25 protein-coding genes are annotated in these 25,017 nt (G+C 69.7%); 10 read left to right on the forward strand and 15 right to left on the reverse strand.

Annotated features, from left to right (window positions below; all coding sequences use genetic code 11):
- Positions 1 to 122: 122 nt before the first annotated feature.
- From HJG44_RS18020 to tkt, 9 genes are all read right to left on the reverse strand, one after another.
- On the reverse strand, positions 123 to 1,103 hold the full coding sequence (locus HJG44_RS18020) for a tetratricopeptide repeat protein (RefSeq protein WP_246736343.1): 981 nt from the start codon (positions 1,101 to 1,103) through the stop codon (positions 123 to 125).
- On the reverse strand, positions 1,100 to 1,756 hold the full coding sequence (locus tag HJG44_RS18025) for a thiamine phosphate synthase (protein WP_171219717.1): 657 nt from the start codon (positions 1,754 to 1,756) through the stop codon (positions 1,100 to 1,102). The genes HJG44_RS18020 and HJG44_RS18025 overlap by 4 nt, the downstream gene beginning before the upstream one ends.
- An 86-nt stretch (positions 1,757 to 1,842) precedes the next feature.
- Positions 1,843 to 2,934 (reverse strand): class II fructose-bisphosphate aldolase, encoded by a 1,092-nt coding sequence (gene fba, locus HJG44_RS18030; protein WP_171219718.1) that lies wholly within the window; start codon positions 2,932 to 2,934, stop codon positions 1,843 to 1,845.
- A gap of 70 nt (positions 2,935 to 3,004) precedes the next feature.
- On the reverse strand, positions 3,005 to 3,289 hold the full coding sequence (locus HJG44_RS18035; protein ID WP_171219719.1) for a hypothetical protein: 285 nt from the start codon (positions 3,287 to 3,289) through the stop codon (positions 3,005 to 3,007).
- The gene (zigA, locus tag HJG44_RS18040) at positions 3,289 to 4,497 is read right to left on the reverse strand and encodes a zinc metallochaperone GTPase ZigA (protein ID WP_171219720.1); all 1,209 of its coding nucleotides are present in this window, start codon (positions 4,495 to 4,497) and stop codon (positions 3,289 to 3,291) included. The genes HJG44_RS18035 and zigA overlap by 1 nt, the downstream gene beginning before the upstream one ends.
- Before the next feature lie 106 nt (positions 4,498 to 4,603).
- A complete protein-coding gene (locus HJG44_RS18045; protein WP_171219721.1) occupies positions 4,604 to 5,800 on the reverse strand; it encodes a phosphoglycerate kinase in 1,197 nt (398 codons plus the stop codon).
- Positions 5,797 to 6,255 (reverse strand): hypothetical protein, encoded by a 459-nt coding sequence (locus tag HJG44_RS18050; RefSeq protein WP_171219722.1) that lies wholly within the window; start codon positions 6,253 to 6,255, stop codon positions 5,797 to 5,799. Before HJG44_RS18050 ends, HJG44_RS18045 begins: the two co-directional genes overlap by 4 nt.
- Positions 6,256 to 6,331: 76 nt before the next feature.
- Positions 6,332 to 7,339, reverse strand: a complete 1,008-nt coding sequence (gap, locus tag HJG44_RS18055) for a type I glyceraldehyde-3-phosphate dehydrogenase (protein ID WP_171219723.1) — start codon at positions 7,337 to 7,339, stop codon at positions 6,332 to 6,334.
- A 57-nt stretch (positions 7,340 to 7,396) separates the two neighbouring features.
- Positions 7,397 to 9,331, reverse strand: a complete 1,935-nt coding sequence (gene tkt / locus HJG44_RS18060; protein WP_246736363.1) for a transketolase — start codon at positions 9,329 to 9,331, stop codon at positions 7,397 to 7,399.
- 233 nt (positions 9,332 to 9,564) lie between these two features.
- Here tkt and HJG44_RS18065 point away from each other — a divergent pair, with 233 nt between their 5' ends.
- The 4 genes from HJG44_RS18065 to HJG44_RS18080 all read left to right on the forward strand — a co-directional run bounded on the left by HJG44_RS18065 (position 9,565) and on the right by HJG44_RS18080 (position 11,716).
- Positions 9,565 to 9,861: a DUF4164 family protein gene (locus tag HJG44_RS18065; protein ID WP_171219725.1), complete on the forward strand. Its 297-nt coding sequence runs from the start codon at positions 9,565 to 9,567 to the stop codon at positions 9,859 to 9,861.
- Between the two features lie 3 nt (positions 9,862 to 9,864).
- Positions 9,865 to 10,245 carry a cell division protein ZapA gene (locus HJG44_RS18070; protein ID WP_171219726.1) on the forward strand — a complete coding sequence of 127 codons (381 nt, stop codon included), beginning with the start codon at positions 9,865 to 9,867 and terminating at the stop codon, positions 10,243 to 10,245.
- 94 nt (positions 10,246 to 10,339) lie between these two features.
- Positions 10,340 to 11,515, forward strand: a complete 1,176-nt coding sequence (locus HJG44_RS18075; RefSeq protein WP_346767214.1) for a winged helix-turn-helix domain-containing protein — start codon at positions 10,340 to 10,342, stop codon at positions 11,513 to 11,515.
- Positions 11,516 to 11,560: 45 nt separating this feature from the next.
- Positions 11,561 to 11,716 (forward strand): type II toxin-antitoxin system PemK/MazF family toxin, encoded by a 156-nt coding sequence (locus HJG44_RS18080; protein ID WP_171219727.1) that lies wholly within the window; start codon positions 11,561 to 11,563, stop codon positions 11,714 to 11,716.
- An 81-nt stretch (positions 11,717 to 11,797) separates the two neighbouring features.
- Here HJG44_RS18080 and HJG44_RS18085 read toward each other — a convergent pair whose 3' ends face one another.
- The 6 genes from HJG44_RS18085 to HJG44_RS18110 form a co-directional block, all read right to left on the reverse strand.
- On the reverse strand, positions 11,798 to 11,974 hold the full coding sequence (locus HJG44_RS18085) for a CsbD family protein (RefSeq protein ID WP_171219728.1): 177 nt from the start codon (positions 11,972 to 11,974) through the stop codon (positions 11,798 to 11,800).
- Positions 11,975 to 12,052: 78 nt separating this feature from the next.
- The gene (locus HJG44_RS18090) at positions 12,053 to 12,493 is read right to left on the reverse strand and encodes a metallopeptidase family protein (protein WP_171219729.1); all 441 of its coding nucleotides are present in this window, start codon (positions 12,491 to 12,493) and stop codon (positions 12,053 to 12,055) included.
- 4 nt (positions 12,494 to 12,497) lie between these two features.
- The gene (locus tag HJG44_RS18095; RefSeq protein WP_171219730.1) at positions 12,498 to 12,758 is read right to left on the reverse strand and encodes a hypothetical protein; all 261 of its coding nucleotides are present in this window, start codon (positions 12,756 to 12,758) and stop codon (positions 12,498 to 12,500) included.
- A gap of 7 nt (positions 12,759 to 12,765) precedes the next feature.
- Positions 12,766 to 14,055 carry a hemolysin family protein gene (locus HJG44_RS18100; RefSeq protein ID WP_171219731.1) on the reverse strand — a complete coding sequence of 430 codons (1,290 nt, stop codon included), beginning with the start codon at positions 14,053 to 14,055 and terminating at the stop codon, positions 12,766 to 12,768.
- A gap of 84 nt (positions 14,056 to 14,139) precedes the next feature.
- Complete coding sequence (locus HJG44_RS18105) at positions 14,140 to 14,685, reverse strand: hypothetical protein (RefSeq protein ID WP_171219732.1); 546 nt, start codon at positions 14,683 to 14,685, stop codon at positions 14,140 to 14,142.
- A gap of 79 nt (positions 14,686 to 14,764) precedes the next feature.
- Positions 14,765 to 17,050: an NADP-dependent malic enzyme gene (locus HJG44_RS18110; protein WP_171219733.1), complete on the reverse strand. Its 2,286-nt coding sequence runs from the start codon at positions 17,048 to 17,050 to the stop codon at positions 14,765 to 14,767.
- Positions 17,051 to 17,388: 338 nt separating this feature from the next.
- Between HJG44_RS18110 and mutS the strand changes: the two genes are divergently transcribed.
- From mutS to HJG44_RS18140, 6 genes are all read left to right on the forward strand, one after another.
- Complete coding sequence (mutS, locus tag HJG44_RS18115) at positions 17,389 to 20,130, forward strand: DNA mismatch repair protein MutS (RefSeq protein WP_171219734.1); 2,742 nt, start codon at positions 17,389 to 17,391, stop codon at positions 20,128 to 20,130.
- 358 nt (positions 20,131 to 20,488) lie between these two features.
- Positions 20,489 to 20,923 (forward strand): TadE/TadG family type IV pilus assembly protein, encoded by a 435-nt coding sequence (locus tag HJG44_RS18120; protein WP_281411542.1) that lies wholly within the window; start codon positions 20,489 to 20,491, stop codon positions 20,921 to 20,923.
- Between the two features lie 4 nt (positions 20,924 to 20,927).
- Positions 20,928 to 22,592, forward strand: a complete 1,665-nt coding sequence (locus HJG44_RS18125) for a TadG family pilus assembly protein (protein WP_346767215.1) — start codon at positions 20,928 to 20,930, stop codon at positions 22,590 to 22,592.
- 123 nt (positions 22,593 to 22,715) lie between these two features.
- Complete coding sequence (locus HJG44_RS18130; protein ID WP_171219737.1) at positions 22,716 to 23,399, forward strand: hypothetical protein; 684 nt, start codon at positions 22,716 to 22,718, stop codon at positions 23,397 to 23,399.
- 313 nt (positions 23,400 to 23,712) lie between these two features.
- Positions 23,713 to 24,624, forward strand: coding sequence for a metal ABC transporter solute-binding protein, Zn/Mn family (locus HJG44_RS18135; protein ID WP_171219738.1), 912 nt, complete (start codon positions 23,713 to 23,715; stop codon positions 24,622 to 24,624).
- 52 nt (positions 24,625 to 24,676) lie between these two features.
- The gene (locus HJG44_RS18140) at positions 24,677 to 25,012 is read left to right on the forward strand and encodes a hypothetical protein (protein ID WP_171219739.1); all 336 of its coding nucleotides are present in this window, start codon (positions 24,677 to 24,679) and stop codon (positions 25,010 to 25,012) included.
- The last annotated feature ends 5 nt before the right edge of the window (positions 25,013 to 25,017 follow it).

Here is a 25,017-nt window from a genome sequence, read left to right on the forward strand (position 1 = left end):
TGTAGCGGTGCGCCCGGGCTCCCGCGAGCCCCGCGCAGGCCCGCATTCCGGACGGTCAGCCTCCTCGTCCGCGGCGGCCGTCCCACGCCTCGCCGGCAGGCATCCGGAGATTGCCCGGCTGATCAGAGAACAGCAGCGCGCTCCGTCGCAAGCTGCTCGGCGCGCTTTCGGTCCTGCTCCGGCATGTCCTTCAGCACGCCGTCGAGCCAGGAATCCGGCAGCCCCTGGCCGGAGGCGAGGAGGTGCCAGGCCGCCGCCTCGATCAGGTTGCGCGGCACGCCGCGGCCGGTCGCATAGATGCGCGCAAGGCGGTTCTGCGCGATGGCGTTGCCGCGGATCGCCGCGCGCCGGAACAGCCGCGCCGCCTGCGCCTCGTTCTTCGCGATGCCCTCGCCGTTGAAGAGCGCGATCGCGAGTTCCACCTCGCCCGCGATCGAGCCGTTCTTGGCCGCCCGGATATAGAGCTTGGCCGCTTCCTCCGGGTTCTTCGGGACGCCCTTTCCGCGAGCATAGAGGACGCCGAGATCGTGCTGGGCGTCGCCGAGTTCCGCCTCGGCCGCGACGCGAAGGAGCCGGGCCGCCGCCGCGATATCCGCCTCGGCCCCGCCGGCAAGGAGCAGCAGGGCGAGGTTGTAGGCGGCCGTGGCCTCGCCGAGACCTGCCGCCTTCTCGAACCAGGCCCGGGCCGCGGCGGGATCCTTCTTCACCCCCCGCCCGTCGGCCGACATCAGCCCGAGCGAGGCCATCGCATGCGGATCGCCGCGTTCGGCCGCGAGCCGGTACCAGCGGGCCGCCTCGACCGGGTCCTGCCGGACCCCGAGCCCCTGGTTATAGAGTTCGCCGAGCAGCGTCATGGCGGCCGCATCCGAGCCGTCGGCCTCGATGCGCTTGGTCGCCTCGTTGAACGCGACGAGGTACAGGCCCCGCTGATAGGCCCCGAAGGCCAGGTCGACCCTGGCGGGATCGGCCGGCTTCTCCGAAGGCGGCTTCGTGGGAGCTTCGCGGGTCGGCTTCGCCGGATTCGACTGGGCCAGGACAGCCGGCGCGGCAGCCTGGACGGCCATAAGAAGCGCAGCCGCAACGCTCGTCTTCGTCAGGTTCAACGGGCCGCCTCCGGAGCGCCTTGGCGGAGCGCCTCCGCCGCGATCCGGAGCGCCTCCCCGGGCCCCGCCGGGTGCGACCACACGGCATCCCCGAGGGCGACGAACTCGGCCCCGGTGCGGGCGAGGTCGCGCACGGCTTCCAGCGTCGGCGCATAGGCCACGCAGGGCGTCTCGAAGATCTCGGCCCACCATTCGGCGCGCTCGACGGTCTGATCGAGCGGCGGCACGTAGCCGTCCGGCCGCGGCTCGCCGAACATCACATAGTCGACGCCCGCCTCTCCGGCCGTCATCGCGTCGTGCTTGGTGCGGAGCTGTCCGGCGCCGAGCATGCGCCCGTCGCGCAGGCGCTGGCGCAAGCCCGTCAGATCCGCCCCGGCACCGCCATGGACGCCATCCGCGCCGCCGCGCGCCGCCACGAGAGCCGCGTCGTGCTCGCCCAGAACCTCGACCAGCACGGCCGCGCCCGCATCCTGGGCGGCCGGAGCCGCCGCCTTGATCATCTTCACGAGCGTCCGCTCATCCGCCGGCGCGAGCCGCAGCAGGACGGCCGCGGTCTCCGCAGCCCCGCACGCCTCGGCGAGCCGGTCCCGGAACGGTTCGGGGCCGGCGAGAAGCGGCGAGACGAGGTAGAGACGCGGCTGGAACTCGGTCATCTGGCATGTCGTGGGCGGCACGAAAACGGGGCCCGCAGGCCCCGTCCCATGCTGAGGAATTGCGGCGAAACGCCGACTCCTTCGGCCTACTCGGCGGCCTGCCGGGTCACCGATCCGATCTTCGGGTCGAGCTCGCCCTTGGCGTAGCGCTGGGCCATTTCGGCGAGCGTCAGCACGCGCTTGATCTTGGAGGCTTGGCCGGCGGTGTTGAACTCCTCCAGCCGCTGCTTGCACAGTTTCGTCATCGCCTCCATGGCGGGCTTCAGGTACTTGCGCGGATCGAACTCGGACGGGTTCTCGGACAGGACCTTCCGGATCTGGCCGGTCATCGCCATGCGGTTATCCGTGTCGATGTTGATCTTGCGCACGCCGTTCTTGATCCCGCGCTGGATCTCCTCCACCGGCACGCCCCAGGTCGGCTTCATCTGGCCGCCATACTTGTTGATGATGTCCTGCAGCTCCTGCGGGACCGAGGACGACCCGTGCATCACGAGATGCGTGTCGGGGAGCTTGCGGTGGATCTCCTCGATGACATGCATCGCGAGCACCGCCCCGTCGGGCTTGCGGGTGAACTTGTAGGCGCCGTGGCTGGTGCCCATCGCGATCGCCAAGGCGTCGACCTTGGTCTCGGCCACGAACTTCACGGCCTCGTCCGGATTGGTGAGGAGCTGGTCGTGCGAGAGCTTGCCCTCGGCGCCATGGCCGTCCTCCGCCTCGCCGGTGCCGCTCTCGAGCGAGCCCAGGACCCCGAGCTCGCCTTCGACCGAGATGCCGCCGAGATGCGCCATGTCGACCACGGTCTTGGTCACGCGGACATTGTAGTCCCAATCGGCCGGCGTCTTGCCGTCGGCCTTGAGCGAGCCGTCCATCATGACGGAGGTGAAGCCGGCCTGGATGGCCGTCATGCAGGTCGCGGGCTCGTTGCCGTGATCGAGATGCACGCAGACCGGGATATGCGGATAGATCTCGGTCACGGCATCCATCATGTGCTTGAGCATGACGTCGTTGGCGTATTGGCGCGCGCCGCGCGAGGCCTGGATGATGACCGGCGCGTCGACGGCATTCGCTGCCGCCATGATGGCGAGCGCCTGCTCCATGTTGTTGATGTTGAAGGCCGGCACGCCGTAGTCGTGCTCGGCGGCGTGATCGAGCAGCTGCCTGAGAGTGATGCGGGCCATAGATCGTTCCCCGGCGTTTGGTGAATGGACGTGCCCGCGTCTTAGCCGGAGGACGGTCGAGGCGAAAGCCTCAGCCGCGCCTGCGGCTCAGCACGGCGAGCGCCGCCTCGATCGCGTCGTCCGTCACCTCGTCCACGGGCGTTCCGAGCTTGACCGCCTGGGTCGGCTCGCCCCGTCGCATCAGCAGGATGATGGTCTCCACGTCGGCGCAGCCGGGGTCGCGGCAGGCGATCTCGCTGACCGTGACCGCGTCCGCGTCCGTCAGCCCGGCGATCCGGGACACGCGCTCCTTGAAGGCGGATCGGCGGGCTTCGTCGGCAGACTTGTCGCGCCGGTTCCGGAAGGAGAACAGCATCAGGCAGCCTGCAGATCCCAGGCCGGGAAGGGATCCGCCAGGCCCGCCTGGGGCCGGCCGTCGAACCGGGCGGTCGTGACTGAGCCGACAAGGCACATGTCGAGCGCGGCCCGGAGCCGCGCCTCGTCGAGCCCGGTGCCGATGAAGACGAGCTCCTGCCGCCGGTCGCCCCAGGTCGGGCTCCAGTGCCGGTTCATCATGCTGCGCCAGTCCGGGTGGTCCGGCCAGCGCGCTTTCGGGATCGCGGCCCACCACCGTCCCATCGGTCCGACCCGGCAGATCGATCCCGCGAGCGACAGCTCGCCCACCCAGTCGGGCCGGGTCGCCAGCCAGAAATGCCCCTTGGCCCGGATCAGGCCCGGCCAGGTCCGGTGGATCACCTCGTGGAAGCGCGCCGGATCGAACGGGCGGCGGGCGCGGTAGACGAAGCTCGAGATGCCGTATTCCTCGGTCTCCGGCACATGCTCATGGGCGCCGTAGAGCTCCTTGTACCAGAGCGGGTGAGCCTGCGCCTTCTCCTCGTCGAACAGCTCCGTATCGAGCACGGCCGCGAGCGGGACCCGGCCGAAATCGGCCTCGACGATCTGCGCGTCGGCATTCAGGCCCCGCACGACATCGCGGCAGAGCCGCAGCCGGGCCGGATCGACGTCGCCCGCCTTGTTGATCACCACCACGTCCGCGAACTCGATCTGCTCGACCAGGAGGTCGACCAACGTCCTGTCGTCTCCCTCGCCGGCCTTCTCGCCTCGCTCCCGGAGGAAGTCCCGCGATCCGAAATCCTTCAGAAGATTGACCGCGTCCACGACCGTCACCATCGTGTCGAGCCGCGCCACGTCCGACAGCGAACGGCCGTCCTCGTCCCGGAAGGAGAAGGTGCTCGCGACGGGCAGCGGCTCCGCAATGCCGGTGCCCTCGATCAGGAGGTAGTCGTAGCGTCCCTCCCGGGCGAGCTTCGAGACCTCCGACAGGAGATCGTCCCGCAGGCTGCAGCAGATGCAGCCGTTGGTCATCTCGACCAGGGCCTCATCCGTCCGGGACAGGTTTCCGCCTCCCTCGCGGATGAGATCGGCGTCGATGTTGACCTCGCTCATGTCGTTCACGATCACGGCGACCCGACGGCCCTCGCGGTTGTTGAGGATGTGGTTGAGCAGCGTCGTCTTTCCTGCTCCCAGGAAGCCCGACAGCACGGTTACGGGAAGGCGGTTCATTCGGGCACTCGATCTCCATGGCATAGAATGTTACATTATAACATAACATTTATGCTGGAAAGAGAAGGGCGCTGTGAGAGCGCCCCTTCCGTTCGGCTTTGCCGGATCAGGCCGAGCGAAGGGCCTCGACGCCGGGCAGCTTCTTGCCCTCGAGCCACTCCAGGAAGGCGCCGCCCGCGGTGGAGACGTAGGTGAAATCCTGCGCCACGCCCGCATGGTTCAGGGCCGCCACCGTATCGCCGCCGCCGGCCACGGAAACGAGCTTGCCCGCCTTGGTGCGCGCCGCCGCGTGCCGCGCCGCCGCAACCGTGCCCTGGTCGAAGGGCGCGATCTCGAAGGCGCCGAGCGGGCCGTTCCAGACCAGCGTGCGGGCATCGTCGATCGCCGCCTTGATCCGGTCGATCGATTGCGAGCCGACGTCCAGGATCATGCCGTCCGACGGGATCGCGTCGATGCCGTAGGTGTGGTGCGGAGCCCCGGCCTTGAACTCGGCCGCCACGACGGCGTCGACCGGAAGGAGGATCGCGCAGCCCGTCTCCTTGGCGCGATCCAGGATCCGCTGCGCCGTCGGCGCGAGATCCTTCTCGCACAGCGACTTCCCGACCCCGATGTCGATCGCGTGCAGGAAGGTGTTGGCCATGCCGCCGCCGATCACCAGCGCATCGACCTTGGAGACGAGGTTCTCCAGGAGATCGATCTTGGTCGAGACCTTGGCGCCTCCGACCACCGCGACGACGGGGTGCTGCGGCTTCTCCAGCCCTTTCGCGAGCGCCTGGAGCTCCGCCTCCATGGTGCGGCCGGCATAGGCCGGGAGCAGGCGGGCAAGGCCTTCCGTCGAGGCATGCGCCCGATGCGCGGCCGAGAACGCGTCGTTCACGTAGATGTCGCCCAGCGCGGCGAGCTGCTGCGCGAAGCCCGGGTCGTTCTTCTCCTCCTCCGGGTGGAAGCGGGTGTTCTCGAGCAGCAGGATGTCGCCCTCTCTGAGGGCCGCGACCGCCCGTTCCGCCGGCTCGCCCACGCAGTCCTCCGCGAAGGCGACCGGGCGGCCGAGCTCCTCGGCCACGGCGGCCGCGATCGGGCGGAGCGAATCCTTCTCGCTGCGACCGCCTTTGGGCCGGCCGAAATGCGCGAGCAGGATCACGCGCCCGCCGGCATCCGCGATCTCCTGGATCGTCGGCAGCACGCGCTGGATCCGGGTCCGATCCGTCACTCGTCCGTTGTCGGTCGGCACGTTCAGGTCCACCCGGACGAGGACCCGCCTGCCCCTGACCTCGGCGTCGTCGAGGGTCTTGACGCCGATCATCGTGCGAGGGCTCCCGGGAAGTAGCGGAGAAGAAGGATGACGACGACCGCGGTCAGGATCGCGGTCAAGACGGAGGAGCCGACGAGCGCGGTCCAGCCGGGCACCTTCCGCACGCGCCGGGCGATGAACGAGACCTCGCCGTGCATGGCGGTGAGCTCGGCCCGGGTGGCGACCTCGTTCATCCGGTTCGTGGCCAGCTCGAAACGGCCGACGACGCGCTGGAGCGCGTCCTCGGACCGGGCCAGCTTCTCCTCGATGCGCGAGGTCTTGTCCTCGATCCGGGCCAGAGGCTCCGCCGGGACCGGGGCGGCCGTCGGAACGGCCGCGCCGGCGGCAGGCGATCCGTTCTGCGACGGGGCACTGGTCGGGGTCGGAGCCGGGACGATGATCTCGGGCTCGGTCGGGCGCGGAGGCGCGCCTGGCACGTCGGAACGGGCAGTCAAACTGTCGGACATAACGCTCTCGTGAAGGCGGCTGCGCAGAAAAAGCTACGCCAAGCTTGGCGGTTCCGCATCCCCGCCCAGGCGAAGCTCAGATCAGCTTCGCCATCGCGACCGCGGTGTCGGCCATGCGGTTCGAGAAGCCCCATTCGTTGTCGTACCAGGACATCACGCGCACCAGGGTGCCGTCCATGACCTTGGTCTGGTCCATGTGGAACGTGGACGAGTGGGGGTCGTGGTTGAAGTCGATCGAGACGTTCGGCTGCGTCGTGTAGCCGAGAACGCCCTTGAGCTGCTGCTCGGCGGCCCGCTTCACCGCCTCGTTGATCTCGTCCTTCGAGGTCGCCTTCCTGGCCACGAACTTGAAGTCGATCACGGAGACGTTCGGGGTCGGCACGCGGATCGAGACCCCGTCGAGCTTGCCGTTGAGTTCCGGCAGCACGAGACCGACCGCCTTCGCGGCGCCCGTGGAGGTCGGGATCATGGACAGGGCCGCCGCGCGGGCGCGGTACAGGTCCTTGTGCATCTGGTCGAGCGAGGGCTGGTCGTTCGTGTAGGAGTGGATCGTCGTCATGAAGCCCTTCTCGATGCCGACGGCATCGTTGAGGACCTTGGCGACCGGCGCGAGGCAGTTCGTCGTGCAGGAGGCGTTCGACACGACGAGGTGGTCCTTCGTCAGCTTGTCGTGGTTCACGCCGTAGACGACCGTCAGGTCCGCGCCGTCGGACGGGGCCGAGACGAGGACGCGTTTCGCGCCGGCATCCAGGTGAGCCTTCGCCTTATCCTTCGAGGTGAAGATGCCCGTGCATTCGAACGCGATATCGATGCCGAGTTCCTTGTGCGGCAGTTCGGCCGGGTTCTTGATCGCCGTGACCTTGATCTTCTTGCCGTCGACCACGATCGAATCCCCGTCCACCTCGACCTTGCCGGGATAGCGGCCGTGGACCGAATCGAAACGGAGCAGGTGGGCATTCGTCTCCACCGGCCCGAGATCGTTGATCGCGACGACCTCCACATCCGTCCGGCCTGCCTCATGGATGGCGCGCAGCACGTTGCGGCCGATGCGGCCGAACCCGTTGATGGCGACCCTGACGCTCATGTGATCGAACTCCCTCCCGCCCTGCCGACGACCTCGCCGCGGGGAATGATGTGGATTCTACAGATTATGGGTGCGCAGCACCCGCTTCGCCACGCCCTCGGCCGTGATTCCGAAATGTCGGTAAAGGTCCTTGTAGGGAGCGCTTGCTCCGAAACCGCTCATCCCGACGAAGATGCCGTCCGGGCCGATGACGGCGTCCCAGCCGAACCGGACGGCAGCCTCGACTGCGACCTTCACGGGCGCGGCCCCGATGAGGTGCCGCTTCCGGTCCTCGGGCTGCGCAAGGAAGAGCTCCAGGGACGGGACCGAAACGACGCGTGCGGCCACCCCCTTCCCGCTCAGGATCTCGCGCGCCTCGAGCGCGACCGAGACCTCGGAGCCGGACGCGAAGATGGTGGCGTGCGCCTCGCCCGCGGCGGGCGCCAGTTCGTAGGCGCCCTGTGAGCAGAGATTCGCCCCCGATGCCGCACGCCGGACGGGGGGGACGTTCTGCCGGGTCAGCGCGAGCAGCGTCGGCCCGTCCGTCCGCTCCAGCGCGAGCTGCCAGCATTCCGCCGTCTCGACCGCGTCCGCCGGGCGGAACACCCGCAGGTTCGGCATGGCGCGGAGCGCCGCCAGATGTTCCACCGGCTGGTGGGTCGGGCCGTCCTCGCCGAGCCCGATCGAATCGTGCGTGAAGACGTAGACCGCCGGGATGCCGCCGAGAGCGGCGATCCGGATCGCCGGCCGGGCATAGTCGGAGAAGACCAGGAAGGTCGCGCCCGCCGGCCGGTAGCCGCCATGGATCGCCATGCCGTTCATCGCGGCCGCCATCGCGTGTTCGCGGATGCCGTAATGGATGTAGCGGCCGGCGAAGCTCCCCGGCGCGAGCGCGGTCGGGTTGTTGACCCGCGTGTTGTTCGACGGCGTGAGGTCGGCGGAGCCGAGGATCAGCTCCGGCATGACCTTTGTGATGGCACCGAGCGCGATCTCGCTCGCCTTGCGGGTCGCGATCTCCTGCGGGGCGGCGACGAGGCCGTCCTTCAGCTCCGCGACGGCCTGCGCGAGGCCGTCCGGCAGCCTGCGGTGCATGCGCCGGGCGAACTCGGCCTTGCTGGCGGGGTCGAGCGCCTCCACACGGTCCGTCCAGGCCTTGCGCTCCGCCGCGCCGCGGCGGCCCGCCTCGCGCCAGGCGGACAGGACATGCTCCGGCACCTCGAAGGGCGCGGCATTCCAGCCGATCGCGGCCTTGGCGCCGGCAAGCTCCTCGGCCCCGAGCGGCTCGCCATGAGCCTTCGAGGTGCCCGCCTTCTTGGGCGCCCCGAACCCGATTGTGGTCCTGCACGCGATGAGGCTCGGCCTGTCCGAGGCCTGCGCCCGCTCGATGGCGGCCGCGATCGCGGCCGGGTCGTGGCCGTCGATACGCTCGGCGCGCCAGCCCGCCGCCTCGAAGCGCTTCGGCTGGTCGACGGAATCGGCCAGCGCGAGCGGGCCGTCGATCGAGATGCCGTTGTCGTCGAAGAGGACGACGAGGCGGTTGAGCTTCAGGTGCCCGGCGAGCGCGATCGCCTCCTGGCTGATCCCCTCCATGAGGTCGCCGTCCGAGGCGAGCACGTAGGTGAAATGGCTGGAGATGCCGTCGCCGTACTCGGCCGCGAGCATGCGCTCGGCCATCGCCATGCCGACCGCGGTCGCGAGCCCCTGCCCGAGCGGGCCGGTCGTGGTTTCGACACCGGGCGTCATGAAGTGCTCGGGATGGCCCGGCGTCCTCGAGTCGAGCTGGCGGAACCGCTTCAGCTCGTCGACGGTCATGCCCTCGAGGCCGGACAGGTACAGGAGCGCGTAGAGCAGCATCGAGCCGTGGCCTGCGGACAGCACGAAGCGGTCGCGGTCGGGCCAGAACGGATCGGCGGCGTCGTATTTCAGGAACTTCGTGAAAAGGACGGTCGCGACATCCGCCGCCCCCATGGGCAGCCCGGGATGGCCGGACTTGGCCGCCTCGACCGCATCCATGGCGAGCGCCCGCACGGCTCCCGCAAGCTCGGTATGGGAGACGCGTTCGGACGTGGCTGAATCGGACAAGATATTTTCCAGGATGCGCCGGGCGCGTGGAAGATGGGCGGGGCCGCTCGCGGGCGCGGTCTAGCCACGGGCGCCCCGCGAGTCCAGTGCGCCACCCGCGCCGCCGCATTGCGGGACGGTCACCCCAGGCCTAGTTTCGCGGCGGCCGATTCCTGGAGAACGCGATGTCCCCCGAGCTCGAGGCCGCCATCCGGCGGCTCAACGCGGCCGTGGCGCAGCTCGAGAGCGCCGCGGCGGCGCGGCCGGCGCTCGCCACCTCGCGCGGCGATCTCGAGACCGAGCTGCAGCTGATGCAGGACGACCGGGCGCGGCTCTCGGTCGAGCTCGAAGGGGCCACCGTGCGGCTCAACGAGGTCGAGGCCGCCTCCGAGCATGTGGGACGCCGGCTCCAGGCGGCGATCGGGCATGTAAGCGAGGTGCTCGCCCGGGCCGGAGCGTCCGGCGAGGCGGCGCAGAGCTAGGCGATGGCCCATGTCCAGGTCACGATCGCGGGCCGCTCCTACCGCATGGCGTGCGGGGACGGCGAGGAGGGGCATCTCCTGGAGCTGGCGGCCGCCTTCGACGGCAAGATCCAGGAGCTGCGCGCGGCATTCGGCGAGATCGGCGACATGCGTCTCCACGTCATGGCCGCGCTGACCATGGCCGACGACCTGATCGAAACCAGGAAGCGGATCTCCACGCTGGAATCGGAGATATCGGCGCTCCGCTCCATGGTCTCCGCCCAAGCCTCCCGGTCGGAAGCCGCAGAGCGGCAGCTCGCGGAGGCGCTGAACCGGACTGCCGACCGCATCGAGCGCGTCACGGACGCGCTCGCCGAGCCGAGGGGCGGCCAGGATTTCGGCTGAGCTTCCCGGCGGCGCGGCGGCCGAGGCGGAGCTCGAGGCCGTCGCCAGGCTCCCCCGGGCGCGCGAGCGCATCGGGGCGGCGCAGGCGCGCCGGATCGCACTCGCGGCCTGCGGCTTCGGCGAGAGGCGGGCCGAGCAGCCGGGGTTCCGGCGCGTCTCGCGCGTCACCGAGCGGCTCGGCCTCGTCCAGATTGATTCGGTCAACGTGCTCGCGCGGGCGCATCTCGTGCCCTTCTTCTCGCGGCTCGGCCCCTACGACACGGCCCATCTCGACCGCCTCGCCTATGGCGGGAAGAGGCGCCGACTCTTCGAATACTGGGGCCACGAGGCCTCGCTGATCCGGGTGGAGCTGCAGCCGCATCTGCGCTGGCGCATGGAGCGGGCGCGGGCCGGCCAGGGCATCTATCGCGGCCTCGCCAAGCTGCGCGCCGAGCAGCCGGCCTTCATCGACGCCGTCCTGGACGAGGTCCGCCGTGCCGGCCCCCTCGCCGCGCGCGACCTCGCCGATGGCGGGCGTGGCAGGGGCTCCTGGTGGGGCTGGAGCGAGGGCAAGCGCGCCCTCGAATGGCTGTTCTGGGCCGGCCTACTGACCACCAGGACCCGCCGGCCCGGCTTCGACCGCGTCTACGACCTGCCCGAGCGCGTCCTGCCGCCCGAGATCGTGGCCGCACCGACGCCGGAGCCCGCAGAGGCACAGCGCGAGCTCCTTCGGACGGCCGCCCGGGCACTCGGCATCGCCACCGAACGCGACCTCCGCGACTATTTCCGCCTGACGCCGGAGGACGGGCGCACGGCGCTGGCCGGTCTGGTCGAGGCCGGCGAGCTGATGCCCGTCGAGGTCGCGGGCTGGTCGAATCCGGCCTATCTCGACCCAAATGCCCGTTTTCCGCGCCGCATCAAGGCGGCCGCGCTCGTCTCCCCCTTCGATCCCCTCATGTGGGAACGCTCGCGCGCGGAACGGCTCTTCGGCTTCCGCTACCGGATCGAGATCTACACGACCGCGCACAAGCGCGAGCACGGCTATTACGTGCTCCCGTTCCTGCTCGGGGACCGCATCGCCGCCCGGCTCGATCTGAAAGCCGACCGCCAGGCAAGCCGGCTCCTCGTCCTATCCCAGCATCTCGAACCGGGTACCGACCCGGCGGAGATCCGCCCGCCACTCGAACGGGAGCTCGGCGATATGGCGCGCTGGCTCGGGCTGGCGGGGACCGACTGGCCCAAGCCCGCGCTTACGCGCCCTGCTCTCGCAAGCCCTGCTCAGGAGTTATAACGTTGCTTCAACGGCGCCTTATTCGATGCGGAGCGCGTCCGGGAGATGGCGAACTTCACGCTCAAGGATAAGGACGGGCTGATCCTGCTCGATCAGATCCGGACTCTCCAACGTACAAGGCTGCTCAAGCGGCTTGGAAAAGCTCCGGTGCCCGTCGTCGAGGAGACGCTCGCACGGCCGCGCGAGCTATTCGAACGGTAGCGACGCGCCTCTTCCATGGCGCCCAGCTCGATCGCCATACGGGAGACCCGGCCGTAGCCGGGCCTCCGGGAGCGAGCCCGTTCAGGGCTGGCCGCGCAAGGAGTCCTTGATGCCGCCGACCGTGTTCTGCACGGTGCCGGCCGCCTTCTGGGCCTTGCCCTCGGCCTCGAGCTTGGTGTCGCCGGTGACCTTCCCGGCCACCTCCTTCAGGGTGCCCTTGGCCTTCTCGACGGCGCCCTGAACGCGATCCTTGTCCATGTGAACCTCCTTAACTTCGGAGGACTAACGACCCGCGAGCCCGTTGGTTTCGCCCGTGGGTCGGATTCCGGACCGAGATCACTGCGACCGGTCGTCCTCCCCGGCCGCGGCTTCGATCCGCTCCATGTCCTCGTCCGAGAGGCCGAAATGGTGGCCGATCTCGTGCACCAGCACATGCGTGACGAGGTGGCCGAGCGTCTCGTCGTGCTCGGCCCAGTAATCGAGGAGCGGGCGCCGGAAGAGCCAGACCATGTTGGGCATCTGCCCGGTTTGAAGAAGGGCCGGATCGCCACCCTGGGCGAGCCCGACGCCCCGGAACAGGCCGAGCAGATCGAACTCGCTTTCGAGCCCGAGCTCATCCAGCATCTCGTCGTCCGGGAAGTCGGCGACCTGGATCGCCACGCCCGCACAGCGCTGCCGGAAGAGCTCCGGCAGGCGCGCGAAGGCCTCGTGCGCGAGCTGCTCGAACTCGACGAGTCCCGGGGCGCGCAGCCCGGACCAGTCCACCTCGCCGCTCATCCGCTCACCACCAGCGCAGTTGCAGGCCCAGCCACCAGACGAGCGCTGCCGCCACGACCACCGAGAGCGCCCTCCCGATCCGGCGGCCCCATAGCTCGACCGGATCCGTGCCGCCACCTTCCGCAGCCCCGATCGCGTCCCTCCCGGAAAAATGATCGGCCGCCCGCTGCCCGACACGCGCCAGCGAGGACGAGCCGACCGTCTCGCTGTCCCGCCTGACGCGTTCCAGCGCCTCCCGGCTTTCCCGTTCCCGGTCCTCCGTCACGTCCCGCTCACGCCGCCGCGGCCTCGAGCCGCCGCGCCAGGACCTTGTCCACGCGGCGGCCGTCGAGGTCCATGACCTCGAAGCGCCAGCCGAGCGTCTCGACGACCTCGCCCGTCGTCGGAAGGTGCTGCAGCTCGCCGATCACCAGCCCGGCGACGGTCTCGTAGGAGCGCCGCTCGGGCAGCGTGATGCCGAGCATGTCGGCCATCTCGTCGACCGGCATCCAGCCGGCCAGGAGCCACGATCCGTCCTCGCGGCGGACCGCCTCCGGCTCGGCGCCGCCCTCGTCCGACCGGAATGCGCCGGCGATCGCGTCGAGAATGTCGGCCGGCGTCGCGAGCCCTTCGAAATGGCCGTACTCGTCGTGCACCAGCGCGACCGGCACCTCGGCCTCGCGCAGCACGTTGAGCGCATCCAGCGCGTCGAGCGTATCCGGCACGACGGGCGCGGTGCGCATATGCGAGCGGATGTCGATCGGCCCGCCATAGAGCAGCGGCGCGAGCACCTCGCGAACCTGGATGACGCCCAGCATGTTGTCCGGGCTCCCCTCGCCGACCGGCAGGCGCGAATGGGTCGTCTCGGCGAGCCGCTGGCGCAGCTTCGCCTCGTCGTCGTCGAGGTCGATCCACTCGACCTCGGTCCGGGGCGTCATGACCGACCGGACGGCCCGATCGCCGAGTCGCATCACGCCCGAGATCATCTTGCGCTCGTCCACCTCCAGTATGCCGGCCGTCTCGGCCTCCGCCATGACCGTCCTGATCTCCTCCTCGGTGACGGCGTTATCCGACCCGGTCGGCTGGCCGAAGATGTGGAAGATGAGCCGGGTGGAGGCGTCCAGCAGCCAGACCACAGGTCCCGCGATCCGGGAGATGACGGACATCAGGGGCGCGACCGCGCAGGCGATCGCCTCCGGGTTTCTCAGCGCGAGATTCTTGGGGACGAGCTCGCCGACCACCACCGACAGATAGGTGATGATCCCGATCACGATGACGTAGCCGAGGGGCCCGGCGGCGCGGGGCGGAACGCCCTGAACCTGGAGGATCCCGGTGAGCTGCTCTCCGAGCGAGGCGCCGGAGACCACGCCCGCCAGGATGCCGACGAGCGTGATGCCGATCTGGACGGTGGAGAGAAAGCGGCCCGGGTTCTCGGCCAGCGCGAGCGCGGTCGCCGCGCCGCGACGGCCCGATTCCGCCATCCCCTTCAGCCGCGCCTTGCGGGCGGACACGACTGCGAGTTCCGACAGGGCGAAGACCCCGTTCAGGAGGATCAAAAAGACCGCGACCGCGAATTCGAGCAATGACCCGAAGGGCCGGCCCCGAACGGTCCGGTCCTCTCCTTGTAGTGGAAGGTCAGCAAAGAATGATCAGCGCAGGCCCTCCGGTCAAGACGACGCAGGTGCGGCCTCTGCAACGCTCCTCCGGGAACGCAGTGTCGCGGCGGAACTCTGCTCCCCGTCAGCGCGGGGACGTAGCCGCTGCGGCACATAGGCCCCTGTGCTGTCGAATGTCCCAATCACGTAGCCAAAGGCAGAGGGGGTAATCGCCTCACGAGCGAGGCCTGCTCTGGACAGCTCGGCCGCAGCTTGATCCGTCTTCGGCATTACGAAGAGCTTCCCGCCCACCCGGATTCCTGCAAACTCGCTCTGTGGACGAAGGCCGGAAGCCGCGACCATCGTAGCTGGGTCCGTATCGCGAGCGGCGAGGCGCGCATCAATGCCGTCGACTCGCCTCCCGATCATGTCGGCTTTGCCATCGAGACTGTCGAAGCGCTTGTCCACCGCATCGAAGCGCTTCTCGAATGTCTCGACGCGAGCCTTGATCGTTCCGATATCTGACGCCATCGTCCACATGGCCGGGACGGTGAAGCCCATGATCACGGTCGCGACGGCAAGCACGACCGTTAGGCCGGCCAGCACGTATGAGGGCATCCGCTCCATCGCTTGAACATAACCCTATACGAACCTCCTCGCCACCACGGCGAAGGTCGGCTTTTCCATCTGGTCCCGGCTACCCGCCGATATTGAACCCGGCGAGCGCGGCCATGCGGACGAGATCCGTGTCCGTCGCCCCGAGCGAGACGATCTGGACCGGCTTGTCGAGCCCGACGATGAGCGGCCCGACGACGGTCGAGCCGCCCAGCTCCTGCAGCATGCGGGTGGAGATCGAGGCCGAGTGGAAGGCCGGCATGACGAGGACGTTGGCCGGGCCGGAGAGGCGGCAGAACGGATAGGCCGCCATGTGATCGCGGTTCAGCGCCACGTCGGCCGCCATGTCGCCGTCGTATTCGAAGTCCACCCGCATGCCGTCCAGCACCTTCACGGCCTCGCGCACGTGCCGCGAGCGCTCGCCTTCGGGATGCCCGAAGGTCGAGAAGGCGAGGAGCGCGACGCGCGGCTCCATCCCGAGGCGGCGCGCGACTCCGGCCGCCTCGATCGCGATCTCGGCGAGCGCATGCGCGTCCGGCATCTCGGTGACGGCGGTGTCCGCGACGAGGACGGTTCCGGCCCGCGTCAGGCACAGCGAGACGCCGATTACGCGATGGCCGGGCTTGTCGTCGATGACGCGGCGGACATCCTCCAGCGCCACGGAGAAGTTGCGGGTCACGCCCGTGACGACGGCGTCGGCATCGCCGAGCGCCACCATGGCGGCCGCGAAATGGTTCCGGTCCTGGTTGATCAGGCGCTGGCAGTCGCGGAACAGATAGCCCTTCCGCTGCAGCCGCTCGTAGAGATATTGCGCATAGGCGGCGTTCCGGTGGGAGAGCCGGGCGTTGTGGATCTCGACGAGGCGGCCGTCGATCTCAAGCCCTGCATGCTCGGCCGCCACACGGACCCGATCCTCGCGCCCGACCAGGATCGCGGTACCGAGCCCCTGGTTGGCGAACGAGAGGGCGGCGCGGATCACCTGCTCCTCCTCGCCTTCCGCGAAGACGACCCGCTTCGGATATTTACGCACCCGCTCGAAGACGCGCGACAGGATGCCGGCCGTGGGATCGCGCCGGGCCTGCAGCTCGGTCCTGTAGGCGCGGAAATCCGTGATGCTTTTCCGCGCCACGCCCGTATCCATGGCGGCCTTGGCGACCGCCGGCGGCACGGTCGAGATGAGGCGCGGATCGAACGGAACCGGAATGATGTAGTCGCGCCCGAAGCGGGGCCGCGAGCCCTGATAGGCGGCCGCGACCTCGTCCGGGACATCCTCGCGGGCGAGCTCGGCGAGCGCCTGCGCTGCCGCGATCTTCATCTCCATGTTGATCGTGGTCGCCCGCACGTCGAGCGCGCCGCGAAAGATGTAGGGGAAGCCGAGCACGTTGTTGATCTGGTTCGGGTAGTCGGACCTTCCCGTCGCCATGATGGCGTCGTCCCGGATCGCCGCGACCTCCTCGACGGTGATCTCGGGGTCGGGATTGGCCATCGCGAATATGATCGGGTTCGGGGCCATGGAGCGGATCATCTCGTCCGTGAAGGCGCCCTTGACCGAGAGGCCGAAGACCGCGTCGGCCCCGTCCATGGCGTCGGCGAGCGTGCGCTTGCTCGTCTCCACGGCATGGGCGGACTTCCACTGGTTCATGCCGTCGGTGCGGCCCGCATAGACCACGCCCTTGGTGTCGCAGAGCAGGACGTTCTCGGGCCGGAGCCCCAGCGCCTTGAGAAGGTCGAGGCAGGCGATCCCGGCAGCGCCGGCGCCGTTCACGACGAGCTTCGTCTCGCGGATGTCGCGGCCGGTCAGGTGGAGCGCATTGATGAGGCCGGCCGCCGCGATGATCGCCGTGCCATGCTGGTCGTCATGGAACACGGGGACGTCCATGAGCTCGCGCAGGCGCTCCTCGATGATGAAGCACTCGGGCGCCTTGATGTCCTCCAGGTTGATGCCCCCGAAGGTCGGCGCGAGGTAGCGCACGCAGTTGATGACCGCATCGGCATCCTCCGTGCCGACCTCGAGGTCGAAGGCGTCGATATCCGCGAACCGCTTGAAGAGGACGGCCTTTCCCTCCATCACGGGCTTGGAGGCCATGGCGCCGCGGTTGCCGAGCCCGAGGATGGCGGTGCCGTTCGAGACCACGCCGACGAGATTGCCTTTGGCCGTGTAGTCGAAGGCGAGCGCCGGATCCTCCGCGATGGCGAGAACCGGCACGGCGACGCCGGGCGAATAGGCGAGCGACAGGTCGCGCTGCGTCGCCATGGGCTTGGTCGCCATGATCTCGAGCTTGCCCGGCCGGCCCGTCGCGTGGAAATGCAACGCCTCCTGGTCCGTGAAGGTCGGCCGCCTGCGGCGGGTCGGGGTCTGATCGCTCATCACTCTCTCGGCGTTTCCTCGACCCGGACCCTTAAGGGAGGTCGGCGCACCGGCTCAAGGAGAAAGAGGCGGAGGGTTCGTGCGGGGGTCAGACGGCGCCCGGCCAGCTTATATGGTCCGGGCATGGCACAGCACAGCGTGGCGAAAGCCGACCTGACCTTGCGCACCCAGATGCGTTGAACCTCGTAGCGGCGCTCCGACTCAAAGCGACCCTCGCCACCTTCGATTACGGCCTGGCCGATGCCGCCAAGGCGCTCGGGGTCCCTGCGCTCTCTTAGCCGGGGACGACTCGCCCTGCCCCGGTGAAAGCCGGCCCCCGCCCTGCTACCGTCGCACCCATGCCGATGGACGTCGCCTACCCGATCGCCGGCGATGAACCCGCCGCCCTGCCGGAGGAGCTCGCCCGTCCCGCCGGGCCGGATGCGCGCGTCACGCCCATGATGGCGCAGTATATCGAGATCAAGGCCGCCAATCCCGGCTGCCTCCTGTTCTACCGCATGGGCGACTTCTTCGAGCTGTTCTTCGAGGATGCGGAAATCGCCTCGCGCGCGCTCGGCATCGCGCTGACGAAACGCGGCAAGCACCAGGGGCTCGACATCGCGATGTGCGGGGTGCCGGTCGACCGCGCGGACGACTACCTTCACCGCCTCATCGCGCTCGGCCACCGCGTCGCGGTCTGCGAGCAGACGGAGGACCCGGCCGAGGCCAGGAAGCGCGGCGGCAAGTCCGTCGTCCAGCGCGCCGTAGTCCGGCTCGTCACGCCCGGCACGCTGACCGAGGAGCGCCTGCTCGAGCCGGCGCGCGCGAACCTCCTCCTCGCGGTGGCGCGCCGGCGCGTCTCGGAGACGGCCTTCTGCTACGGCCTTGCCTCCGTCGATATCTCGACGGGCCGCTTCTCCGTGTCGGAGACCGATGCCGCCGGGCTCGCGGCCGAGATCGCGCGTCTCGACCCGCGCGAGATCGTGCTGCCGGACACGATCCACGACGATCCCGACCTGAAGCCTCTCTGGCGCGACCAGCGGGCCGCGCTCACGCCCATCCCGCGCGACGGGCTGGACGCGGCCTCGGCCGAACGGCGGCTGAAGGAGTTCTACGGGGTCGCGACGCTCGATGCCTTCGGCACCTTCAGCCGGGCCGAGATCGCGGCCGCGGGCGCAGCCTTATCCTATGTCGAGCGGACGCAGTTCGGCAGCCGGCCTGCCTTGCAGCCGCCCGCCAGGCTCGACGGGGGCGCGACGCTCCTGATCGATCCGGCGACACGGGCCAATCTCGAGCTCACCCGCACGCTCGGCGGCGAGCGGTCCGGCAGCCTCCTTGCCGCCATCGACCGCACGCTGACCGCCGCGGGCGGCCGGCTCCTGGCCGAGCGCCTCGCCGGACCTTTGACGGATCTTGCCGCCATTACCCGCCGGCAGGATGCGCTGGCCTTCCTGCTCGCCGAGCGGGAGTTGCGCGATGCCCTTCGCGAACGCCTCGCCCGCGCGCCCGATGCGTCGCGCGCGCTGTCCCGCCTCTCGCTCGGCCGCGGCGGGCCGCGCGACCTCGCCTGCCTGCGCGACGGCCTCCTGGCGGCACGGAAGATCGCGGCGCGGCTCGACGGCATCGACGACCTGCCCGACGAACTCGCGGAGGCCCGCGACATGGCGCGCGGCGTCCCGCCGGAGCTCGGCGCCGAGCTGTCGCGCGCCCTCGCCGACGAGCTGCCGCTGCTCCGCCGCGACGGCGGCTTCATCCGCCCGGGCTACGACCCCGCCCTCGACGAGGCGCGTGAGCTCGCGCAGGATTCCCGCCGCGTCATCGCGGCCCTTCAGGCCCGCTATGCGGCCGAGACCGGCTGCCGCACGCTGCGGGTCAAGCACAACAACGTCATCGGCTATTTCGTGGAGGTGCCGCAGGCAGCGGGCGAGGAGCTGGCGCGGGCCGACAACGCCTTCATCCACCGCCAGACCATGGCGGGCGCGATGCGCTTCACCACGACCGAGCTCGGCGAGCTGGAGCAGAAGATCGCGTCGGCCTCCGATCGCGCGCTCCGCATCGAGCTCGGCCATTTCGACGCCCTGGCGGCCGCGATCAACGGCGCCGCCCCGGCGATCGCGGCGGCCGCGGAGGCCTTGGCCGTCCTCGACGTCACGGCGGCGCTCGCCGATCTCGCCGACGACCTCGCCTGGACGCGCCCTAAGCTCGACGACAGCCTCGCCTTCCATATCGGGGGCGGGCGCCACCCGGTCGTCGAGGCGGCGCTCAAGCGCGACGGCGAGCCCTTCATCCCGAACTCGACCGAGATCGGGGGCGAGCGCGACGGCAAGATCCTGCTCGTGACCGGCCCGAACATGGGCGGCAAGTCCACCTATCTGCGCCAGAACGCGGTCATCGCCGTGCTCGCCCAGACGGGAGCCTTCGTGCCGGCGAACTCGGCGCATCTCGGCATCATCGACCGGCTCTTCTCGCGGGTCGGCGCTGCGGACGACCTAGCGCGGGGCCGCTCGACCTTCATGGTCGAGATGGTCGAGACCGCCGCGATCCTGAACCAGGCGACGCGCCGCTCGCTCGTGATCCTGGACGAGATCGGCCGCGGGACGGCGACCTTCGACGGCCTCTCCATCGCCTGGGCGGCGATCGAGCACCTGCACGAGGAGAACCGCTGCCGCGCGCTCTTCGCCACGCATTTCCACGAGCTGACCGCGCTCGCCGAGCGGCTGCCGCGCCTCTCCAACGCGACGCTGCGCATGACGGAGTGGAACGGCGACGTCGTGTTCCTGCACGAGGTGGTGCCCGGCGCGGCCGACCGCTCCTACGGGCTGCAGGTCGCGCGCCTTGCGGGGCTCCCGGCCACTGTCGTCGAGCGCGCCAAGGTGATCCTGTCGGAGCTGGAGAAGCAGGACCGCGAGCGCCCGAAGGCGGCGCTGATCGACGACCTCCCCCTCTTCGCCGCCGCCAGGCCGGCGACGCCGCCCGCAAGGCTGGCCGAGCCCGACCCGCTCCGCACCGCGCTCGCCGCCATCGATCCGGACGAACTCAGTCCGCGCGAGGCGCTGGAGGCGATGTATCGGCTGAAGGCGCTGGCGGGAGAGCCGGCCTAAGTCGGGGCGTCCCGTCCGACGGGCCGGGCGCATAGAACCGTCCGCTTCCGATCTGTCCCGCCTGACGAGCGAGCCTTGCGGCAGAGCGCCGCGGCCGGCGGTCGACGACTGAACCCCCGCCGGGACGGTAGCGCTCTGACGGAGATCAGCGCCTCGCGGGCCGCGATATGACATGAATTCCCGCACGACCCGCGCCCGGCTGCACGTAGACGCTCGCAATTCTGCTGCCCACGATCTCATCGTGAGTAAAATAGCGCAATTCACCACTGAAGCCCAAGTCATAACAGGAGCGACGACGGATTTAAATCGGCTTTACTGCCAAACCATTTATCAACATGTCTGCCCAACAACTTGGATCATGCACGTCGTCTCAACGGCCCGATGTTTCGCATGCTCGTCCAAGGCGAACGCCGCCGTAGAATTCGCCATGGTAGCGCCGCTGCTGATGGCGCTTCTACTCGGCACGGTCCTGTACGGCTATGTGCTCCTCGTCCATCACGGAGTGCAGCAACTCGCGGCCGAGGCGGCGCGCTCGGCCGTGGCCGGCCTCTCCGATGCCGAACGGGACGCCCTGGCGCGCAACTTCGTCCGGGACAACGCGGCCGCCTACGGGATCCTCGATCCGAGCCAGCTTCAGGTCTCGTCCGAGATCGGCCCCCCGCCCTCGGCCGTCATCCGGATATCCCTCAGCTATGACATGACCCGATCGGCGGTCTACCGCTTGTCCAGCCTGATCCCGCTTCCAAGTCCCATCGTCCGGCGGAGCGCGGCGGTGCAGCGTGGCGGGTACTGAACCGGTGCCGAGGATCCGCTCCCCCCGGGATTGCTCGGGATCGGTCGCGCCGCTTGCGGCAGTGTCCCTCGCCGTTCTCGCATTTGCGTCGGCAGGCGTGCTGGATGTCGGCTTCTGGTTCGTGTCCAAGCGGCAGCAGCAGGCCGTGACGGATCTTGCGGCGATCGCAGCCGCAAGCGATCTCGCCAATCCGCGGAGTGCCGCGACGGCCACCTTGGCCCAGAACGGGTTCCGGGCCTCCGAGCTGGACGGGCTGGAACTGGGGCACTACCAGGCCAGTCCCGCGACCCCGCTCGGCAACCGCTTCGTTCCCGGAGCGACGCCGTTCAACGCCGCGCGTGTGTCCGTGCGGCGGCCCCTGGCAAGCCTGATCGGGTCCGTAATGGCCAATCCGGCCGCCAGCCTCCCCCGGAACCAGGCGGTGCGGACGGAGGCGATCGCGGCTCAGGCCCGCTTCGCCGGTTTCGGCATCGGCTCCGGGCTGGCGCGGCTCGATGCCGGCCTTCTGAATGCGATGCTCGGATCTCTCCTGGGCAGCGAGCTGCGTCTGTCGCTGCTCGATTACGAGTCGCTGCTCTCCGCGAAGATCGACCTGTTCCGCTTCCTCGATCTTCTGGCCGTGCGGGTCGATCTCAAGGAGGCGACCTACGCCGATCTCCTCAGCCGGCGCTGGCGGATCGGCGACCTCCTTCGCTCCGTTTCCGACGCGGCGCAGGCGGCCGCGTCGGATGCGCGTGCCCTGGCCGCCCTGTCCCAGATCGCGCTCGCGAAGGCGGGCTCCACGGAGAACATCTCCCTCGAGCAATTGTTCTCGGTGGGCCCTTTCGGCTCGCGCAGGACAGGCAGCGCGGATCTCGCCGGAAACGTCGTCGGTGCGCTCGATCTCGTGACCCAGGCTCTCCAGATCGCGCAAGGGGGCCGCGAGGTGCGGTGGTCCTTGCCGCTCAAGATCCCCGGCCTCGTATCGGCGGATATCCGGCTGGCCGTCGGTGAGCAGCCTGCGGGGCGGAGCAGCTTGGCGGTCGGAGCGACCGGCACGAGCGTCCACACCGCCCAGACCCGCCTCCTGGTGGATCTGCAGCTTCTCGGGATGGGATCCCTCGCAACCGTCCGCCTGCCGATCTATGTCGAACTCGCTCCTGCCCAGGCCGAGCTCACGGAGATGTCCTGCTCGGCCACCGACCCGCAAAGGGACGAGATCAGGTTGAAGGTAACGCCCGGCCTCACGGATGCCTGGATCGGCGAGGTCGGAACGGCCGAGTTCGGCAACGCCGCCATCAAGCCGAGTCCCGGCCCCGCAACCCTGGTCGGGATACCGCTCCTCCGCATCAAGGGCCAGGCTCATGCCCGGATCGGCGATCTCTCGCCGCAGACCGTCGTCTTCTCCCGCGTCGATGTCGAGCGCGGCACGCGCAAGACGACGGGCACCGGGGATCTCGCGGCCGCGCTGGTGAAATCGCTGCTGGGCGACCTGCGGCTCAAGACGGAGGTGCTGGGGCTCGGACTGCCGCTCGGGATCGAGGGCCTCGTCGTCGACATCCTGGCCGCCCGGACGGGCGTCATCGACCAAGCGCTTTCCAGCGCTCTCAGCCTCGTCGGCCTCAAGATCGGCGTGGCCGATACCTGGGCCACCACCATCCGCTGCTCGAGCGCCGTCCTCGTTCGTTAGCAGGCTCGGGCGGGCGGCGCCGGACCTGCCTTTCGGCCGTCTCGCCCCTCTCCTTCGGAGATTGCCGCTAATCCCTTTGCGGCGGCCGCGGCGTCTCGTCGGAGACCAGACGGACCTGTAGTCTTGGCTGTCTCGACCCGGGAGGGCGCGGGCATGGACGAGCCGGAGGGCGGGACGGCACGGGAGCTCGAGGCGCAGGCCGCCTCGATCCGGGATTTCGACGCGTGGTTCCGCTACGCCGAAGAAATCGGGCAGGATCGGCTCGGCAGCTTCCTGTTCACCGTGTCGATCCTCCTGGCCGCCTTCGCGACCCTCTATGCCGAGGGCGTCTTCGCCATCTCGCTCGTGCTGTCCCTGTCCGGCGTGCTGTTCTCCTTCGTCTGGCTGGTCATCGGCACGCGCCAGGGCAAGTTCCACGACATGCTGGAATGCGAGATCGACCGGCGCCTCAGGGAATGGATCGAGCTCGGCGGGACGGGCGGGCCCGCGCTTTTCCCGATCTCGCATGTGCGCGGCATGAAGGTCGCGGCCGCCCGGGACGAGGCGACGAGACCGGAAAAGCCCGGGACGCTTCGCGCGACGGCCGCCTACTTCCGCATGGTCGTAGCCTATCTCCGCATGGTCGTGCAGGACCACATGCGGGCCCGCGACCCCGGGGGGATGGCCGCTCCGCTCGACCATGTCGAGAACGTCTTCGCGACCCGGAAGCTGCTCTGGATCGTTCCGCTCTGCTTCCTCGGTCTCTATCTCGTCTGCTCGAGTTTCGCGCTGTTCGCGCTGGTGCGGCGGGCGATCGGCGCGGGCTAGGTTGTCCGGATTCCTCTCGGGCTGCGCGTCCGCCGGGAATGACGAAGTCCTCGGGCATCACGGCCGCGATCGCCCGGAGCCGCTCGGGCGCCGACTTCCCCGAAGCTGCGGAGGGAAGGAATGGAGCGCGGCGCGGCGGGGCGCCGGGAGGAAGCCCGGCAAATCCCCCCAGAACCATCCGGGCCGGTGAACCGGCGCCGCGCTCCCTCGCCCGTGCAACGAAGAGGGACAAATACCACGCCCTGACGCCTTCTCTTGCCTGACAAAACGTAACATAATAACGTTTCTTTAACTCCGGAGCCCTCGAACCCGCATGCTTGGACGCCTGACCCTTTGCATCCCCCTCCTTCTCCTCCTCGTCTCCGGGCCGGCGCTCGCGGACGGGAAGGTACAGGTCGTCGCCTCCTTCTCCATCCTGGCCGATTTCGTCCGGGAGGTGGGGGGCGAGCGGGTGGCGGTCGCGAGCCTCGTCGGGCCAGATGCGGATGCGCATTCGTTCCAGCCCTCGCCGGCCGATGCGCGCCGCATCAGGGATGCGAAGGTCGTCGTCGTGAACGGGCTCGGCTTCGACAGCTGGACCGACCGGCTCCTGCGCGCCGCCGGCACCAGGGCCGCGATCGTGGTCGCCTCCGCCGGGGTCAAGCCGCTGCGCGAGGAGGCGAGCCACGGTCATGGGCACGACCACCACGCCGACCATGACACCGATCCGCATGCCTGGCAGGACGTCGCGAACGCGAAGCTCTACGTGGCCAATATCCGCGACGGCCTCGCCAAGGCCGATCCCGAGGGCCGGGCCGCCTACGAGGCGAACGCGGCACGCTATCTCGAGCGGCTCGAGGAACTGGACCGCGGGATTCGGGCCGGGATCGGAGCGATCCCGCCGGGACGCCGCGAGGTGATCACGACGCACGACGCGTTCGGCTATTTCGGGAAGGCGTATGGCCTCACCTTCACGGCCCCGCAGGGCGTCTCGACGGGCGGAGAAGCCAAGGCGGCCGACATCGCCCGCATCATCCGGCAGGTGAAGGCCCGCAGGATTCCGGCCGTGTTCCTGGAGAACGTCTCCGATCCGCGGCTCGCGGACCGCATCGCGGCCGAGAGCGGGGCGAAGATCGGCGGCCGCCTTCACTCGGACGCGCTGTCCGCCCCCGGCGGCCCGGCGCCGACCTATCTCGACATGATGCGGGCGAACCTCGCGGCCCTCCGGGCGGCGCTCGCCGAATAGACCGGCATGGCGGCTGCAGCGGAACCGGGCGTGCACTCCGGAGTGTTCCGCTTTGGTCCGCCGTACCGAGAATCTGTCCCATCGCGGTCCCGTCATCCGCGACCTCACCGTCCCGGAGCGGGAGCTTGAGCTGAGGCCGGCCCGTCTCAGGCCGCCGCGGCGCCCCCGCCGCCACCTCCTCGCCCGGCTGTACGGCACCGCCCTGCTCGCCTGGACGCTCGGCCTCGGGGCGGCGACGACGGGGCTCCTTCTGCAGAACGGCGGCGCGCGCTCGGACGCGGCAGCCCCGCAGGTCCCCGGCACGGCCTTGGCCGAGCTCCTCGTGCCCCTGCCCGAGCCGGCGGCGCTCGTCTGGACGGAGCGCTTCGCCGAGCCCGGGCCGCCATAGGGCGG

This window comes from Enterovirga aerilata, from assembly GCF_013044135.1.
Lineage (GTDB): Bacteria > Pseudomonadota > Alphaproteobacteria > Rhizobiales > Beijerinckiaceae > Enterovirga > Enterovirga aerilata.